This window comes from Chitinophaga sp. YR573 (genome assembly GCF_900110995.1).
GTDB lineage: Bacteria > Bacteroidota > Bacteroidia > Chitinophagales > Chitinophagaceae > Chitinophaga.
The window spans coordinates 4,394,772-4,410,811 of sequence record NZ_FOJF01000001.1; the positions used below are offsets into that span (position 1 = coordinate 4,394,772).

At 42.7% G+C, this 16,040-nt stretch carries 12 protein-coding genes; 4 read left to right on the forward strand and 8 right to left on the reverse strand.

The genetic code is table 11. The features are described from left to right. Nucleotides 1-74: 74 nt before the first annotated feature. The 3 genes from BMW86_RS18340 to BMW86_RS18350 all read right to left on the reverse strand — a co-directional run bounded on the left by BMW86_RS18340 (nt 75) and on the right by BMW86_RS18350 (nt 4,150). A complete protein-coding gene (locus BMW86_RS18340; RefSeq protein ID WP_089783166.1) occupies nt 75-2,003 on the reverse strand; it encodes an arginine--tRNA ligase in 1,929 nt (642 codons plus the stop codon). A 114-nt stretch (nt 2,004-2,117) separates the two neighbouring features. Then, nucleotides 2,118-2,735 carry a porin family protein gene (locus BMW86_RS18345; protein ID WP_177189301.1) on the reverse strand — a complete coding sequence of 206 codons (618 nt, stop codon included), beginning with the start codon at nt 2,733-2,735 and terminating at the stop codon, nt 2,118-2,120. Between the two features lie 74 nt (nt 2,736-2,809). Continuing rightward, nucleotides 2,810-4,150, reverse strand: coding sequence for an OmpA family protein (locus tag BMW86_RS18350; protein WP_089783168.1), 1,341 nt, complete (start codon nt 4,148-4,150; stop codon nt 2,810-2,812). A gap of 179 nt (nt 4,151-4,329) precedes the next feature. Here BMW86_RS18350 and dnaK point away from each other — a divergent pair, with 179 nt between their 5' ends. The 3 genes from dnaK to BMW86_RS18365 all read left to right on the forward strand — a co-directional run bounded on the left by dnaK (nt 4,330) and on the right by BMW86_RS18365 (nt 8,579). After that, nucleotides 4,330-6,234: a molecular chaperone DnaK gene (gene dnaK, locus BMW86_RS18355; RefSeq protein ID WP_089783169.1), complete on the forward strand. Its 1,905-nt coding sequence runs from the start codon at nt 4,330-4,332 to the stop codon at nt 6,232-6,234. A gap of 90 nt (nt 6,235-6,324) precedes the next feature. Then, a complete protein-coding gene (locus tag BMW86_RS18360; RefSeq protein WP_089783170.1) occupies nt 6,325-7,338 on the forward strand; it encodes a dipeptide epimerase in 1,014 nt (337 codons plus the stop codon). A 17-nt stretch (nt 7,339-7,355) separates the two neighbouring features. Further along, entirely contained in the window at nt 7,356-8,579 is a 1,224-nt protein-coding gene (locus BMW86_RS18365) for a DUF6807 domain-containing protein (RefSeq protein WP_089783171.1), read from the forward strand. Here the strand turns inward: BMW86_RS18365 and BMW86_RS18370 are convergent. Continuing rightward, nucleotides 8,563-8,826 carry a hypothetical protein gene (locus BMW86_RS18370; RefSeq protein WP_089783172.1) on the reverse strand — a complete coding sequence of 88 codons (264 nt, stop codon included), beginning with the start codon at nt 8,824-8,826 and terminating at the stop codon, nt 8,563-8,565. The genes BMW86_RS18365 and BMW86_RS18370 overlap by 17 nt on opposite strands. Nucleotides 8,827-8,890: 64 nt before the next feature. Then, nucleotides 8,891-9,526 (reverse strand): redoxin domain-containing protein, encoded by a 636-nt coding sequence (locus tag BMW86_RS18375; protein WP_089783173.1) that lies wholly within the window; start codon nt 9,524-9,526, stop codon nt 8,891-8,893. Between the two features lie 285 nt (nt 9,527-9,811). Here BMW86_RS18375 and BMW86_RS18380 point away from each other — a divergent pair, with 285 nt between their 5' ends. Further along, nucleotides 9,812-10,657: a DUF1266 domain-containing protein gene (locus BMW86_RS18380; RefSeq protein WP_089783174.1), complete on the forward strand. Its 846-nt coding sequence runs from the start codon at nt 9,812-9,814 to the stop codon at nt 10,655-10,657. Between the two features lie 67 nt (nt 10,658-10,724). Here BMW86_RS18380 and BMW86_RS18385 read toward each other — a convergent pair whose 3' ends face one another. From BMW86_RS18385 to BMW86_RS18395, 3 genes are read right to left on the reverse strand one after another with little or no spacing between them, the layout of a single operon-like run. Beyond that, the gene (locus BMW86_RS18385; RefSeq protein WP_089783175.1) at nt 10,725-11,288 is read right to left on the reverse strand and encodes a DUF416 family protein; all 564 of its coding nucleotides are present in this window, start codon (nt 11,286-11,288) and stop codon (nt 10,725-10,727) included. 13 nt (nt 11,289-11,301) lie between these two features. Further along, nucleotides 11,302-11,868, reverse strand: coding sequence for a hypothetical protein (locus BMW86_RS18390; RefSeq protein WP_089783176.1), 567 nt, complete (start codon nt 11,866-11,868; stop codon nt 11,302-11,304). A 21-nt stretch (nt 11,869-11,889) separates the two neighbouring features. After that, the gene (locus tag BMW86_RS18395) at nt 11,890-16,032 is read right to left on the reverse strand and encodes an RHS repeat-associated core domain-containing protein (RefSeq protein ID WP_089783177.1); all 4,143 of its coding nucleotides are present in this window, start codon (nt 16,030-16,032) and stop codon (nt 11,890-11,892) included. Nucleotides 16,033-16,040 lie beyond the last annotated feature (8 nt).

Below are 16,040 nucleotides of genomic sequence, written 5' to 3' on the forward strand. Positions count from 1 at the left end.
CAAAACGGGTCCCCCGCCGTAGGCGGGGGACCCGTTTTTTACCACAAAGCGCCGAAGGCGCTTTGTGAAATCTCTTACATCTTCTCCGGAACATCAATCCCCAACAACTTCATACTCCGCTCAATCGTCCTCGCAGTCAACATCGCCAATTGCGTACGTAACTTCTGTTTCTCACGAGACTCCGCTTCACGTATAGAATAAGTATACTTTCCTTCAACTTTCTCCGCATAAAAAGAGTTAAACTGCTGTGCTAACTGAAACGCATAACTCGCAATCACCGAAGGACTCATTTCTTTCTCCGCATCTTCCAGCACAGTATCAAACTGCTCGGTTAAAACAATCAGTGCTTTCTCTAATGGCAGCAGGCTGCCCTTATGACAGAACCCTTCCAGCTTATCCGTATTCAGTTCCACATCACGTAAAATCGATTTGATACGTGCATGCGCATACTGTACAAACGTACTGGTAAATCCATGCAGATCTATAGACTCTTTTGGGTCAAATACCATCTTCTTTTTAGGATCTACCCTTAATAAGAAAAACTTCATTGCCCCTATACCAATCATTTCGTACAGTCCTTTCAGTTCATCCTCACTAAAGTCTTTGGCTTTCCCGGCAGCCAATGTCTGCTGCTCGGAAGCAGAGATCATTTCATCTATCAGGTCATCCGCATCAACAACAGTCCCTTCACGGCTCTTCATTCGTCCATGCGGTAATTCCACCATACCATAAGACAGGTGGAAGATACCATCAGCACTAGGCTCCTGCAGTTTCTTCATGATCAGCTGCAACACTTTAAAGTGATGATTCTGCTCATCCGCTACCACATAAATACTCTGATCCATTTTATAGTCATCGTATTTAAGACGGGCAGTACCCAGGTCCTGGGTCATATATACAGAAGTACCATCGCCCCGAAGCAGTAATTTCTCGTCCAGCCCTTCAGCTGTCAGATCAATCCACACGGAATTATCTTCTTTCTTAAATAATACGCCTTTACGTAATCCTTCTTCTACCAGGTCTTTCCCAAGCAGGTATGTATTACTCTCATAATACATCTTGTCGAAGTTGATACCCAGGCGAGTATAGGTTTGTTCAAAACCCTCATACACCCAGCTGTTCATCGTACTCCACAAAGCCCTTACTTCCGGATTGCCGGCTTCCCACTGCTGCAACATGATCTTCGCCTGTTGCATGATCTCAGTACTCTTACGTGCTACCTCTTTGATATCATCCAGCAGTTTGGCGCTCTTCTCCTTATCTTGTTGAACCTCTGGTTTATGAAAAGCATTCACCAGTTTCTCTACCTTCAGCAAATCAACGCCTTCAATATCCTTGAAGTCATTTTTAAGAATGCGGGCTACGATAGGTTCCGCCTGTTCTTTCAGGATGCCTTCAAATTTTACGTAATAATCACCTACCAGGTGATCTCCTTTAATACCACTTGATTTCGGCGTATCTCCATGAGCAAACAACTGCCAGGCCAGCATGGACTTACAGATATGAATACCCCTGTCATTCACCAGGTTCGCTTTGATTACCTCATAACCATTGGCTTTGAGGATTTCTGCAATAGCATAACCCAGGAAATTATTACGCAGGTGACCCAGGTGTAATGGTTTATTAGTATTGGGAGAGGAGTACTCTACCATTATCTTTTTACCATTAGCTGGTTTCTTACCAATATTGCGGTTATTAAAATGCTGTTGTAAGTATTGAGCCCAGTATTGTTCACGGATTTCCAGGTTAAGAAAACCTTTGATCACATTGAATCCCGCTACCAGGTCGGGGTAATGAGTTGTAAGATAAGTACCCAGCTGTTCCCCGGTTTCTTCGGGTTTCAGTTTGCTGAATTTGGTGAAAGGAAATACCAGGATGGTATATTCACCTGCAAATTCGGGTTTTGTGGTATTGATCGCAATGTCCTTTGCCGGGATTGCCTGTTCGTAAAGAGCCTTGATGGCTGCGGCTGCAGCCGTTCTGATGTTTTGTACAACACTCATGCTGAATAACTGTTAATGCGAAAAGTAACAGCAAAGGTATACAAAAAGGCCGACTAAAAAGCCAGACTGTCACTCAAAACGTTGATGACACTGCTTTTTAGTCAGCCAATTAAATTATTTATGCTTCTTTTTAGAAGACTTATGGAAACCCTGATTGAATGTATAGAACACACCTATCTGTGCAACAGAGTTCTTAGCGTTAGTACCATTAAAGGTGCCGCTATTATCTTTATAAGTATTAGTCAGGCCAAACATATACCGGGCACCGATACCTAACCCAATAGGGAACTGGTAGCCTACACCAAAACCAAGACCAAAATCCGCAGAGCTGGTCTGATCTTTTACATCTACTGTTACCTTAGCCATTTTTGTTTTTGAAGCTACAAGAAGACCCAACTGGCCACCTGCTTCCAGATAAAACTCGGGAACAATACGGTACTGCATCATCACTGGCAGAGTAATATAGTTTACTTTATCAGTGACTGTAACGTTATTTACATCATACTTATCACCTTGTCCTGAATACAGTAATTCAGGCTGGATAGATAAACTTTCATTAAACGCAATGTTTACCAAACCTCCGATATATACAGAAGGGCGAACTTTGGTATCATCAACGCTGGTCAGTTTCGCGATATTCAAACCGCCTTTTACGCCAAAAGTTACATCTTGTGCTTTAGCAGTAAATAATGCGCCGGAGGCAATAACTACAGTAAGTAAGATTTTCTTCATGATAGGGTATAATTTTTTCCCAGTATTATCAAATTTCATACCAGGCATTATTTAATTTTATCATGTGAGGGCAATCAATATAACGTAAACTCTACCCGTCTGTTCTTTTGTCTGCCGGCATCTGTTTTATTATCGGCTATAGGCTGATCAGCACCATAACCTACGGCCTCTATCCTGGACGGATTGGCACCCTGTGTTACCAGGTACTGCTTCACAGATTCTGCCCTGTTTTTAGATACGATCATATTCCTTTCAGCGCTGCCTACATTATCTGTATGACCGCCTAATTTCAAACTGAAGCCCTTAGTAATGAGTAATTTAGCAACCCCGTTCAGGGAAGGGAAAGAGGTTGGTTTGATAGCCGCCTTACCAAATTCAAATTCAAGGTTTTCTATCGCCTCATGTACCAGCCTTCTGTCGTCTTCTGTAATATTATTAGTGATTTTGGTAATCAACTGCCTGGGCGTAGTATCCTTCGGCAAATCACACCCGGAACCATCTACTTTCTCACCTGCCGCTGTATTCGGGCATCTATCAAAGTAATCGGAGACCCCATCCCCGTCAGTATCTCTCAGCAGTTTGTCTACATCAGCACTTAACCTCACATTGTTGGCATTCACTGTCTCCAGCTCCTGCTTCAACCTGGCCTTTTGTTCTACCATGTCGTCATACATTACCTTAGCAGGGTTCTGCCAGGCCAGCTGGAATTTGTTACTGCTACCCAGGCTGATTTCCAGTCCGGCATACCCATAGGAATATTTATCGTTGTTGGTGCCATAGTTATAACCATCCAGCTGATCCCCATCCACATAATACATAGTATAACCAAGATCAATATTTACTACCGGCGATAACTTAAACTTGAGGCCCGCACCTACCGGGATAAAAAACTCCTTTAGATTATTAGCGCCGGGCTTATAGTCAGTAGTAACCCCGCTTTTATTGGTAATCCTGGGAGAATAACCGGTTATACCACCGCCGGCAGATAAATAAGCCTGCACAAAATTGTGACGGTACAGCCAGTTAATGGTAGCTACATTCACTACCGCACTCAGGCTTGCAGCATACTTTAACCTGGTATCAAAGGAATTAATCTCCCGGTCCGGAACACTCCCGTTCCCCAGTTTACGGTCATTATTGCCTGTCAGCTTGCCACTTACATAGTCAGCACGAAAGCCTAATGCATGTAATAACTGCCACTTTATGTAAGCGCCATAACCGGCAGAAGCCTTCCATTTCGTAAAATCATTATTACCGCCCGTGACCGCCACAGGTGCCAGCATACCGCCATTAATACCTACCGACCATCTCCGGTAACCAGGGCCATCCGTGAAAATGCCTGTTTGGGCCTTACTTAACAGGGGTATGAAAAGGATAAGCACAATGGCAACGTGGAAAATTGAATGCTTTCTCATTATAAATCAGGGGTTAGTGTATATTACTAGTGTATGTATAACCCTGGTAACCGGCCATTTGTTCGAACTGTCAGATGTAACTGACATATTTGCATAACAACCCCCGTTGGCATAATCATTGACATTTGGTCACAGGAAGACAAATCTATCTACAACTACAATCGAGAATATTAATCATTATGGGAAAAATAATAGGCATTGACTTAGGAACTACCAACTCATGCGTATCCGTTATGGAGGGCAATGAACCAGTAGTAATTGCAAATGACGAAGGCCGTAGAACTACGCCTTCCGTAGTGGCGTTCTTAAAGAACGGGGAAAGAAAAGTAGGTGATCCTGCTAAAAGACAAGCGATCACTAACCCGGTGAACACCATTCAGTCCGTGAAACGTTTCATGGGTCGTCACTTTGACGAAGTTGCCGGTGAAATAAGCCACGTGAGCTATAAAGTAGTTCGTGGTGATAACAATACTACACGTATTGATATCGATGGCAGGTTCTATACACCGCAGGAAATTTCTGCGATGATCCTGCAGAAAATGAAAAAAACAGCTGAAGATTACCTGGGCCAGGAAGTTACCGAAGCAGTTATCACTGTTCCGGCTTACTTCAATGATGCTCAGCGTCAGGCTACTAAAGAAGCGGGTGAAATCGCAGGTCTTACAGTACGTCGTATAATCAATGAGCCAACTGCAGCTGCACTGGCTTATGGACTGGATAAAAAACATCATGACAGCAAAATAGCTGTATTCGACTTAGGTGGTGGTACATTCGATATCTCCATCCTGGACCTCGGAGAAGGCGTATTTGAAGTAAAATCTACCAACGGTGATACTCACTTAGGTGGTGATGACTTCGATAAAGTGATCATGGACTGGTTAGCAGATGAGTTTAAGAAAGATGAAGCGGTAGACCTGCACAAAGACCCAATGTCATGGCAGCGTTTAAAAGAAGCATCTGAAAAAGCAAAAGTTGAACTGTCTTCTTCTCAGGAAACAGAAATCAACCTGCCTTACATCACTGCTGTTGACGGCGTTCCTAAACACCTGGTAAAGAAATTAACCCGTGCTAAATTCGAACAACTGAGCGATGCACTGGTTGAAAGAACACTGGGACCTTGCAGACAAGCGCTGAAAGATGCTGGTTATAATACATCTGAAATCGATGAAGTAATATTGGTAGGTGGTTCTACCCGTATTCCTAAGATCCAGGAAGTTGTTGAAAAGTTCTTTGGCAAAAAAGCCAACAGAAGCGTAAATCCTGATGAAGTAGTTGCCGTAGGTGCTGCTATTCAGGGTGGTGTACTGACAGGTGAAGTGAAAGACGTACTGTTACTGGACGTTACTCCATTGTCTCTCGGTATCGAAACAATGGGTGGAGTATTCTCTAAACTGATCGAGTCTAACACAACTATTCCAAGCAAGAAGTCTGAAACATACTCTACTGCTGCTGATAACCAGCCTAGCGTTGAAATTCACGTACTGCAGGGCGAACGTCCTTTGGCTTCTCAGAACCGTACACTCGGTCGCTTCATTCTGAATGATATCCCACCAGCACAACGTGGTGTACCGCAGATCGAAGTAACCTTCGATATCGATGCCAATGGTATCCTGCACGTAACTGCAAAGGACAAAGGCACCGGAAAAACTCAGAACATCCGTATCGAAGCAGGTAGCGGTCTTAGCAAGGAAGAAATCGAAAAGATGAAAGCCGAAGCTAAAGCAAACGAATCTGCAGATAAAGCACAACGTGATCAGATCGAAAAAATGAACCAGGCAGACAGCCTTATCTTCCAGACTGAAAAACAGTTAAAGGAATATGGCGATAAGATCCCTGCTGATAAAAAAGCACCGATTGAAGCTGCACTGGAAAAGTTGAGAACTGCTCATAAAACACAGGATATTGCACAGGTAGATGCTGCTACAACAGAGTTGAACACAGCATGGACCGCTGCTTCTGAAGAGCTGTACAAAGCTACTCAGGACGGTCAGGCAAACGGTGGCGGTGGCCAGCAGGAACAACCACAGGGTAATACCGGTGGAAGTGAAGGTGTAACCGATGCAGAGTTTGAAGAAGTGAAATAGCATACACTAAAGTATAAAGCAAAATGCCGCGAATGACCTTCGCGGCATTTTTGCGTTATACAATCCCGCTTTTCTTCTTATTTTGTAATTATGCAACTGACATTACATCCATTTGAATTAAAGTTTAAACATACTTTTACCATCTCCCGTAAATCCAAAGATGTACAACCCTTACTCGTTGTAGCACTGGAACAGAATGGCCTCACCGGATTAGGTGAAACTGCAGATAACTCCTATTACAACATGACCGTGCCGCGCCTGATGCAAGATATCAACGCTCACCGCTCATTCATCGAAAGCCTCCCATTAACAACCCCGGAAGAATTCTGGGAATTACTATACCCGCTTTTCAAAGACAACCTGTTCGCACTATGTGCTTTAGACCTTGCTGCCCATGATCTCTACGCAAAGTCACTGAACAAAAAATTATACGAAGTATGGGGTCTGGATATCTCTGATAATCCATTAACAGATTATACCATCGGGATAGATACCATAGAGAACATGGTCAGTAAACTAAAAGAATTCCCATGGCCCATTTATAAAATCAAACTCGGTACAAAAGACGATATTGCCATTATAAAGGAACTGCGCCGGCATACAGATGCTATATTCCGTGTAGATGCCAACTGTGCCTGGGGCGTAGATGAAACACTGCGTAATGCAACAGCTTTTGTATCACTGGGAGTGGAGTTCATCGAACAGCCAATGCCTGCTGCCGACCTGGATGGTATGAAAAAAGTATTCGAACAGTCAGCCCTTCCACTGATCGCAGATGAAAGCTGTATTATAGAATCGGACGTTGCACAGTGTAAAGGCTACTTCCACGGTATCAACATAAAACTTACCAAATGCGGTGGTATCACTCCTGCCCGCAGGATGATCACCCACGCGAAACGATTGGGTATGCAGGTAATGACCGGCAGCATGAATGAAAGTACTGTAGGTACTTCTGCTGTTGCACACCTGCTTCCTTATCTGGATTATGTAGATATGGACGGCCCTTTATTATTAGCAGAAGATACAGCAGATGGTATAAAGATTATTGATGGAAAGATCATCTATGCAGACAGGCCCGGTACCGGAGCAATACTGATAAAATAAACCCATTATAACCCGTTATGAGAAAACTCTCTTTGTTATTAACCTGCTGCCTGGCAGCACATGTACTGCATGCACAAACAATTGCCCGTTTCGTTGTTGAATCCGGGAAATACAGTCGTACAAACATCCCTGTAAGCTGTGACGTTACTTTCTCAGAAAGTGATATCCTGCAACTACAGGAAGTAAAAGGGACCCGGCATATTCCAGTAGCTTTTCAATCAGGCCCGCATCAGATCTCCTGGTTGTTGGATGGTATCAACAAACCTGGTTCCCAGAGAATATTCGAACTAATAAAGATCGATCCACAAAAACTGGCAGTGGTACAACAGGTAAGAATCCCGCCGGCCATGCTGGCGATAGACAGTTCCGGATCTCTGATACTACAAGAGCATAACCACCACTTATTACAATACAACTACGCTGTTGTAAATCCACCTGCCGGTGTAGACACCGTCTATAGAAGAAGCGGCTTTATCCATCCTCTCTGGTCACCCAACGGACAAGTCCTCACCAACATACATCCACAGGGACACTGGCATCATGTCGGTATCTGGAATCCCTGGACACACACCGAATTCGAAGGTAAAGAAACCGACTTCTGGAACCTTCAAAAGAAAGAAGGCACCGTACGCTTCATCAGTTTCCTCAGCCAGACGCAGGGTGATATCTGGTGTGGCTTCAAAGCCCTGCAGGATCATGTCACCAGAGAGAAAACCGCCCTACACGAAATCTGGGATATCCGCGCTTACAGCTGTGGCTCAGATACCACCCGTCGCATATGGGATTTCACCTCTACACTCTCCTGTGTTTCCAGTCCGATAGAGTTGTTGCAATACCGCTACGGCGGCGGCTTCGGATTTAGAGCTACTGCCGACTGGAACGCTACCAACAGCAAAGTCCTCACCTCTGAAGGAAAGACCCGCATCAACGCAGATAGTACCCGCGCCCGCTGGATAAAGATCACCGGCAACACAAAAGCGGGTATCCTGGTATTATGTGCCCCGGATAACTACGATTTTCCGCAGCCTTTACGCGTATGGCCGGAGAATACTGAAAGAGGAGAGATCATGCTGAATTATAGTCCCACAAAGATGAAACCATGGAACCTGGAATACGGGAAAGAATACAGACAGCGTTATCGTATCATGGTCTACGAAAACGATATCACCGCAGCAGAAGCAGAAAACGCATGGCAGGCATTTGCCCATCCACCGGTAGTAAAGGTTACTGCTGCCTTCTGATAGCTCTGATATGATAAATCGTATAATAAAGCCCTGCAATGGCCATTAGGATAAATGCAGTAATAAGACCTGAAGGGCCAACAGCTCTGTAGATATAAAGCTCTATACGCGTAATACGTGGGCTAAATCCGTTATCTCCCTTCTCAAAGAACTGGATATAACGGACAATGGCAAATCCGACGCCCATCATGATAACGCCAATACTCATTATTACGGAGAGCCAGGTAGATTTTTCTTTTTCAGGCATGTATCAATATACAAAAAAAAAGTCACCCCAAAACAGGGTGACTCAGTTATATGATCATGGTTAATTAAATGGCAATTCTGTGTGCTTCTTCCTGACTGGCTTCATATACCGCAGAAAGCAGTTCTCTTGCAGGCAGCCCTTTTTCAAACCACGCATCCGTAGTAGCATAAGTAATTTTCAAAGAAGGCGTTATTACATATATAGCAGGAATAGCAACATCTTCTTCAATACCAGCTACCCTGTCCCAGATAGGATCGGTAGAAGAATAAATGCCCGCTTTCTTTGCAATATGATTATGCTGATCAAAGATCGTTGCAAATGGTAATTGCAGTTCCTGTGTAGTATAGTCAAAAGTGGCTTTGTCTTCAGCAGTAGCAACCAGAAGGCTACCACCCATTACACGGATATCTGCATAGATATCTTTTAATGCTTCCAGACGACGCTGACCATATCCATTCCAATGTACAGAATGGAAAGCAATTACCAACGGACGTTCCAGCAACTGTGCAATTGGTAATGAACCATTTACAGTTTTTAAGATGTCCGCACGGGAAATAATGTTTTTCTTATGTATATGAAAAGAAGGAAGAGTATCTCCTGCAACTAAAGGTTTGATCGGTGTTTTTTCCTGGGGTGCTTTACGTACTATATCCAGTTCAAATTCAGGGAGAAGGTCCGCGTATCTGTTGTTATTCAACATAAAATTAGTTTAATAGGTTGGTGAAATGAGAATGGTTGTATTGATTTTTAAGAAACAGTTATCAACAGCAACAACAGACGCCCTGGATGGCATATAAAGTAACAATCTTATTATTCAGTGTTCGAGTTGTATGGTTAGGCATATTTAAATTATTTTTGTTAGTTGCCTCTTATTAACACATCAAAGATAGGGATAATTATTCAACACCCTACAAGTTTTGTAGGGTATTTATTAGATGGTTGATTATTAGGTATATATAAACGAGGAAATAGAAAAAATCTAAAAATGACGGGAAAAAAGTTAGTTACATTAATCTTACTGTCCACCAGCATTGCTGCCTGTAATTCTTCCGGTAAAAAAGGAACACAAGAGAGTATAGACAGTACAAAGGAAGTTACTGTTATCAAAGACAATGAGTTATACCCATTTCTGCTGGCTGGCGTATATTTCTTTCACGGTTATGGCGGTGCAGACAATGTATTTAATAATATGATCAGACCGATAGCGCAGGGCACACCCGGTACCGCTGCATTTACCAAAAGCATCCAGAAAGCCTACAGCCAGTACTTTATCTTCCCCTTCAAACCTCAGGACGATCCCGGAGGCGCAGACGCTAAAAGTACATTATCCAAATACTGGGAAGTAAACAGTAAAGCCGACCTGGAAACAGATCTCAACTGGTTACTGGATGAAGGTCATCAAACACAATATGCCTTCCTGCGCAAAATACTGGACGAAAATGGTGGAGCTAATGCCGATGTAGAAAAGATCGATCTTAAAAAATATGATCTTGATAAAGCATCTGTACTAGGACTGGCATTCATTAAAGCTAATTACAACGACTTCAGCAAAGCTGGTATCAAAGCATGGGATTATGCCCGTTATGTAAACAATATCTGTATAGGCTACCAGGCAGGTTACCTTACAAGAGATGAAGCTACCGCATGGCTGAAAAAAGCAGGTCTCGCCGCACAACAGAGTTATAGCAGCTGGCAGGCTTATTATAAAGACTTCTTACTGGGTCGTGCATTCTGGGGTGGGGGAGAAACAGATACGCCACAATATGCGAAAGATGTAGCAGATATGATGACAGGAGATTACAGTATCTATAAATATATGTCTATAAACTAAGGGTGCAGGGCAAAGCCCCTTCAATTTTTTAGTGATGGTGCGAAGCACCATCACTAAAAAATTGCTCTTATCTGAAAATATTTTTATCACTACTCGTCACCTCATTCTTCTTCAAATACTCTATCATTTTAAACTGCGTATCAAACTCTTCTTTCGATATAGGATGATCAATATGTTTATTCGGATCATTCGTATCCAGTCCAAGATCATTGGTTAGAATAATATCCACTACATCCAGCGGAAAATACGCACAGGCTACAATGAACTCATAGTTTTGCTCTTCAATATATACCAGCGCACTCTCCAGGCATTCCATCACTTTCATGATACCGGTATCATTGGTTTCTTCCAGCTCAAAATCATCAATATCTATCGTATGCAGATTATCAATGTGCGAATCCACAATTGATTCATCAATAGCAGAAGGATTATCAACTACTGTCCACAGGTATGACAACGCATCTGTTAATACGGCATACCCTTCAACATCATCTTTCTCTTTCAGATATTTTGCATATTTAGAATACAGGTACTGGCTGCACCAGGTGCCAAAGAACAATAACTTTTCAGATGGAAGCTGTTTAAAATCTTCTGTAATTGTTTTGTCAAACGAGGTATAAGTTAATTGCATTTCTGTTTTATTATTATCTGTAAAGATGTTTATCAGCGCTTGTTACGTTATGATCTTTTAAATAAGCAAGCAGTTTTTGCTGCGTGTCCAGTTCTTCCTTAAAATACGGATCATCAATACCACTCTTCATCGGAGTCGTATAAGGATCAAGTTTACTGTTTTTAAATGCATTCAGTACGTCCAATGGATAATAAGCGCAGGCCAGTACATCTTCCGTATTTTTCTTTTTCAGATAGTTCAGCATACGCTCAGTCCCTTCCATTAACTTTAATACACCACAATCCTTTGGCTTAGCAAAATCAAACTCATAATCCACATCTATATTCAGCAGCGGCTTCAAATGTTTCTTTACTGCTGCTTCATCAATCACTGCATTACTGTCAATAACCCCCCAAAGAAACACGATAGCATTACTTATTACTGCATGCTCTTTCACAAATCCCAGTTCATCCAAATAATTACCATATTTATTGTCAAGATATTCACAACACCAGGTCCCAAAGAAAAGTAATTTCTCAAATGGAAGCGTCGTTAAATCATTCTTTACCGTTTTCGTATATGTTACATAAGGTAATGCCATACTATTATTTTATGAATATATCTACGAAGCACATTTCACATGAGGTTTACAATTGTCACAAGCCGCATTCTTCTGATTAGGCCCCCATGAAATACCCCATTTCTTAAACTTGGTGCCTTCAGGCGCATTCCTGATAATAACCCTTTCTGCGTGGTTATTGAGATTATACGCTTTCCGTACGCTTTTTACTTTACTGGTAGGTCTCGGTTGTTCCATCTTGGCAACCCCACTATAAATATTCTCTGCAGGAATACCATGATCTATCAATATCTGTCTCTGCTTCGGTGTCAGCTTAGCTCCATTACCGGAGGCAAACAATTGTTTCTCTCCACTAGGTAATGTCCCCTCTCCAATAGATACAGTGGATTGGTTAAAACCTATTTCAGGTTTATCTGGTATATTGCGTTTAAGCGCGTTATGTGCTTCCCTGGCAATTTTAGCTAAATCTTCATCAAAAATCGGATGCAGCCCCAGAAAATCAAAATCTGCATTGGGATCATTTACATAACTGTAAGCCCTGCTGCCACCATCCAGTCCTATCGGATCTTTGCTGATATAACTTCCTTCATCCGGACTATAATATCTGAACCTATTATAATATAGCCCGGTTTCAACATCCTCATACTGACCCTGATACCTGAAGGGAATGAATCCTTTCGATCCTGCTAACTTACGTACCTTTCCATAAATATCCAATTCGCAGGACCAGATGTTTTCTCCCGCTTCATCATATGCCTGACAGGGAGTACCCAAATAATCAGAAATAATTGAATATTGTTTTCCGTTGATAATCTTAGCAACCGGAATATGAGAATCACCTTCAAACACCCAGGTGATCAGCGTTTCCTCCGGCACCGGTTCTGGTGATACCGTGATATTGCCCAGCTCATCTATCACTGTCTGAGGTCTCTCATCAGCCGTATATACCCACTCATGCAAAGGGCTATCATTATCCCATACCCATCGGGTAATCTTTTGCTGGAATATCTTCGCTGTTCTTCTGCCCAGTGCATCATACTCAAACGTCACCGTTTTATTATCCGGCCTTGTTACCTTCGTCAGCTTTCCCTTGGCAGACCACTCATACAACCATACTTTATGATCAGCCATGATCTTCTTCACTAAAAATCCCTCTGCATCATATTCAAAGCGGGCTTCAGGTGTTTCTTTCACCTGTCCTCCGGCACTGTATTTACGGTCTTTATGCGTAGCTGCACGATACAGGTTGCCCGTCTTATCCGGCTGACGGTAATCAAACTGCCCATCTTCATACTGCGCCCACGCAAGGTTGCCAAAGTCGTCATGTCCGAATTTAGCAGTACTGTTATTCATTGCATTCACCAGCTGTTTCAACCGCTGATTCACATCCCAGCGATAATAACATTTGCGTGTGGTACGCGTTTTATTATTCACCGTATGAGAAGCTGGCATACCTGCCTGGTCATAGGTCATACTGCTGGTAACTCCACCAGTTAAGATCCTTTCTGTTTCAAGCCCCAGCAGGTTATACTGTATTTCTACAGACCATGCATCTTTTAATCCTGCAGCATAGGCTTTCATGGTAGTCACATCTCCCATATTGTTACGATGCAACTGTATCTTCGCGCCAAGAGAACTTTGCAGGGATGTGCGTTTACCATTTACATCATAACTGCTCTTTACAATATGCCCGTTCTGCCATTCTTCTACTACACGTCCTAAAGGGTCCCGCTTAAACTGTACCGTAGTATTTTCATTCACGGCTTCAATCAGCTGCCCGTTGCGGTCATAGTTGAACGTAGACCAGCTGCCGTCATGTTGCTCACTGCGTACCAGCATACCCGCATAATCATATTCATACAGTGTAGTCTTTCCATCCGGCCGTTCTACCTTCAAAACCTTACCGGTAGTATCCCTTATGAAACGATGTGTAATACCATCAAATCCTGTTTCCTGTATAATTTCTCCGCGTGCGTTGCGAACAAAGCGATACGTTTCTCCCAGCTCATTCACAATAGTATGAAGCTGGTCTTCCGTATCGTACACATAATTTGTTTTAGCCCCATGCTCCTCTCTCGTTCTCACACTGCCTAATGGCGTATAAGTAAAACGTACATCATGATGTTTATCGCTGGCACGTAATACCTGGTCATAGGCATCATATTCCAGTTGCGTATAATTACCATCCGGTGTTTCCATTGTGGTAACACGTCCCAGGTTATCATAACGGTAGGTTTGTTTCTGATTTAACGGATTACTGCTGCTGGTGCATTGTCCCCATACATCATAGGTCCAGTGTGCAATACCTCCATCAGGTAATACCATGGAAACAAGGTTAAAATCCTCATCATATTCCATCAGCGTAGCATTGTCATTGAGGTCTTCCACACGGGACAACAACTGCTGTTGATTGTAGCGGAATACCTGTATCGTGCCATCAGGTTTCGTCACTGTATGCAGCAACCCATTAGACGGATAATAGATATAAGAACTGCTGTTCCCTTCAGGGTCTGCACCCAGTATCATATTACCATCTTCATTATAAGAGAATGAATAAGCGTTGCCATCTGGTTGTACTACAGATGCCAGATTACCTCTTTCATCATAAGTATAACCGGAGAGTGTACCTTCTTCATCAATCTCCTGGTATATCTCAAATTCTGGTGTATAGTTGGTGAAAGTAGAATTACCTAAAGCATCTTTTATCTGATGAACAACAAAGTCCGGAGTATAATAATAAGTAGATGTTTGCCCCAGAGAATTAGTCACAAGATTATATCCTTCCTGCGGATAATATTCAATGAAACCTTCCAGTAATCCACCATCACCCCATGTATGCACACAACGTTTTTTCGCGTCATACTCCCAGTAAAAGCGTTGGCCTGTACGGTCTTGTTTCTCTACCATCAGGTGCTTATGAAAAACAATATGATTGGATTGTTCCAGTGCATCCGTAATAGTGATCAGATCTCCATCCTCATTATAAGCATAAGATACCATCAGTTGTTCCTCTCCACGATGATGTGCAGTAACACTGGTAATACGTCCTGCTTTATCATTCTCAATATGTAAATGCCTGCCAACGCTGTCCGTTACACGCAGCAGATGACCTTTACTGTTATAATGCAGGGTGATGATAAAACCTGCCTTGTTATGTATGGATGAAAGCCGGTACTGTTTCTCTGCAGGATGTGTTTTACGGAATGTATAATACCGTTGTTCCTCATGGTTGTACAACTGGTATTCATCGATATCACTCCGCGTTAATGTCAGCTTCTCATGACGGTTATATTCATTGTCACCACTAAAAGGAAGCAAATCAAACATCGCACTGCGTCCATCTTCTAATAATACCGCTGTAGCACCTTCTTCTGCAAATTCATGCACACGCATATCATAAGACAAATGTGTACCATGTCCCAGTAATCCTTCATGAGAACTGTCACTGTTCCAGGAACGTTTCCATATTAAGGTGATAGGCCCCGGCAGTTCAAAATCAAGACCATCATATATCACAATACCCTGCACCAGGTCTACCGGCTCAAAGCCTTTTTTGCACAGGAACTTACTCAGTTTATTACTGCCTAATTTTCCTTTCAGTGCATGATTAAATTTACTTGTCAGTTTACGTCCGATTTTACCTAAACCTTTCATCAGCGCACCAAAACCAAAGGACATTACCAGGTTCATTAACACGCCGGCCCAGTCAGGTACAAAAGGACCACCAACCATTACCGGTTTACCAAAGGAGAGGGGGATAGAAAAGGAGGTAGGCAGGTACATACTGGGAATAGGCTTCAGCTTCTTACCTGGTTTTAAAGAAAGCGGCAAACCGATATCATTACAGGTCATCAGCATATGCCCGGAAGGACTCAGCATCCTTCCTTCCACCATTACCTTTTTACTGCCAAAGAAGTTCACGGAATCATGACCAATCATAGGAGCCAGCAACCAGGGGCCACCCATAGGAATATGAAAGAGAATGACGATGATACCACTGGTATCGCTCACCCCTCTGGGTACATGATTCACTTTGGTAGTAGCGCCTATAAACGGAATATAATCCATGGGGTCCAGCACAAATCCTATGTAAGGATGAGGCAGAGGAATAGGGAAGCCGAATAATATGACAATATGTATATCCAGTCCTATAACCGGAATAAAGTGTTTATTACTAACCAGCATACTTGTTT

Coding starts and splice junctions, on each gene's coding strand:
- BMW86_RS18345 (WP_177189301.1), bottom strand. CDS start 2,735: ATGAAGAAAATCTTACTTACTGTAGTTATTGCCTCCGGCGCATTATTT.
- BMW86_RS18340 (WP_089783166.1), bottom strand. CDS start 2,003: ATGAGTGTTGTACAAAACATCAGAACGGCTGCAGCCGCAGCCATCAAG.
- BMW86_RS18370 (WP_089783172.1), bottom strand. CDS start 8,826: ATGCCTGAAAAAGAAAAATCTACCTGGCTCTCCGTAATAATGAGTATT.
- BMW86_RS18360 (WP_089783170.1), top strand. CDS start 6,325: ATGCAACTGACATTACATCCATTTGAATTAAAGTTTAAACATACTTTT.
- BMW86_RS18390 (WP_089783176.1), bottom strand. CDS start 11,868: ATGGCATTACCTTATGTAACATATACGAAAACGGTAAAGAATGATTTA.
- BMW86_RS18350 (WP_089783168.1), bottom strand. CDS start 4,150: ATGAGAAAGCATTCAATTTTCCACGTTGCCATTGTGCTTATCCTTTTC.
- BMW86_RS18385 (WP_089783175.1), bottom strand. CDS start 11,288: ATGCAATTAACTTATACCTCGTTTGACAAAACAATTACAGAAGATTTT.
- BMW86_RS18365 (WP_089783171.1), top strand. CDS start 7,356: ATGAGAAAACTCTCTTTGTTATTAACCTGCTGCCTGGCAGCACATGTA.
- BMW86_RS18380 (WP_089783174.1), top strand. CDS start 9,812: ATGACGGGAAAAAAGTTAGTTACATTAATCTTACTGTCCACCAGCATT.
- BMW86_RS18375 (WP_089783173.1), bottom strand. CDS start 9,526: ATGTTGAATAACAACAGATACGCGGACCTTCTCCCTGAATTTGAACTG.
- dnaK (WP_089783169.1), top strand. CDS start 4,330: ATGGGAAAAATAATAGGCATTGACTTAGGAACTACCAACTCATGCGTA.
- BMW86_RS18395 (WP_089783177.1), bottom strand. CDS start 16,032: ATGCTGGTTAGTAATAAACACTTTATTCCGGTTATAGGACTGGATATA.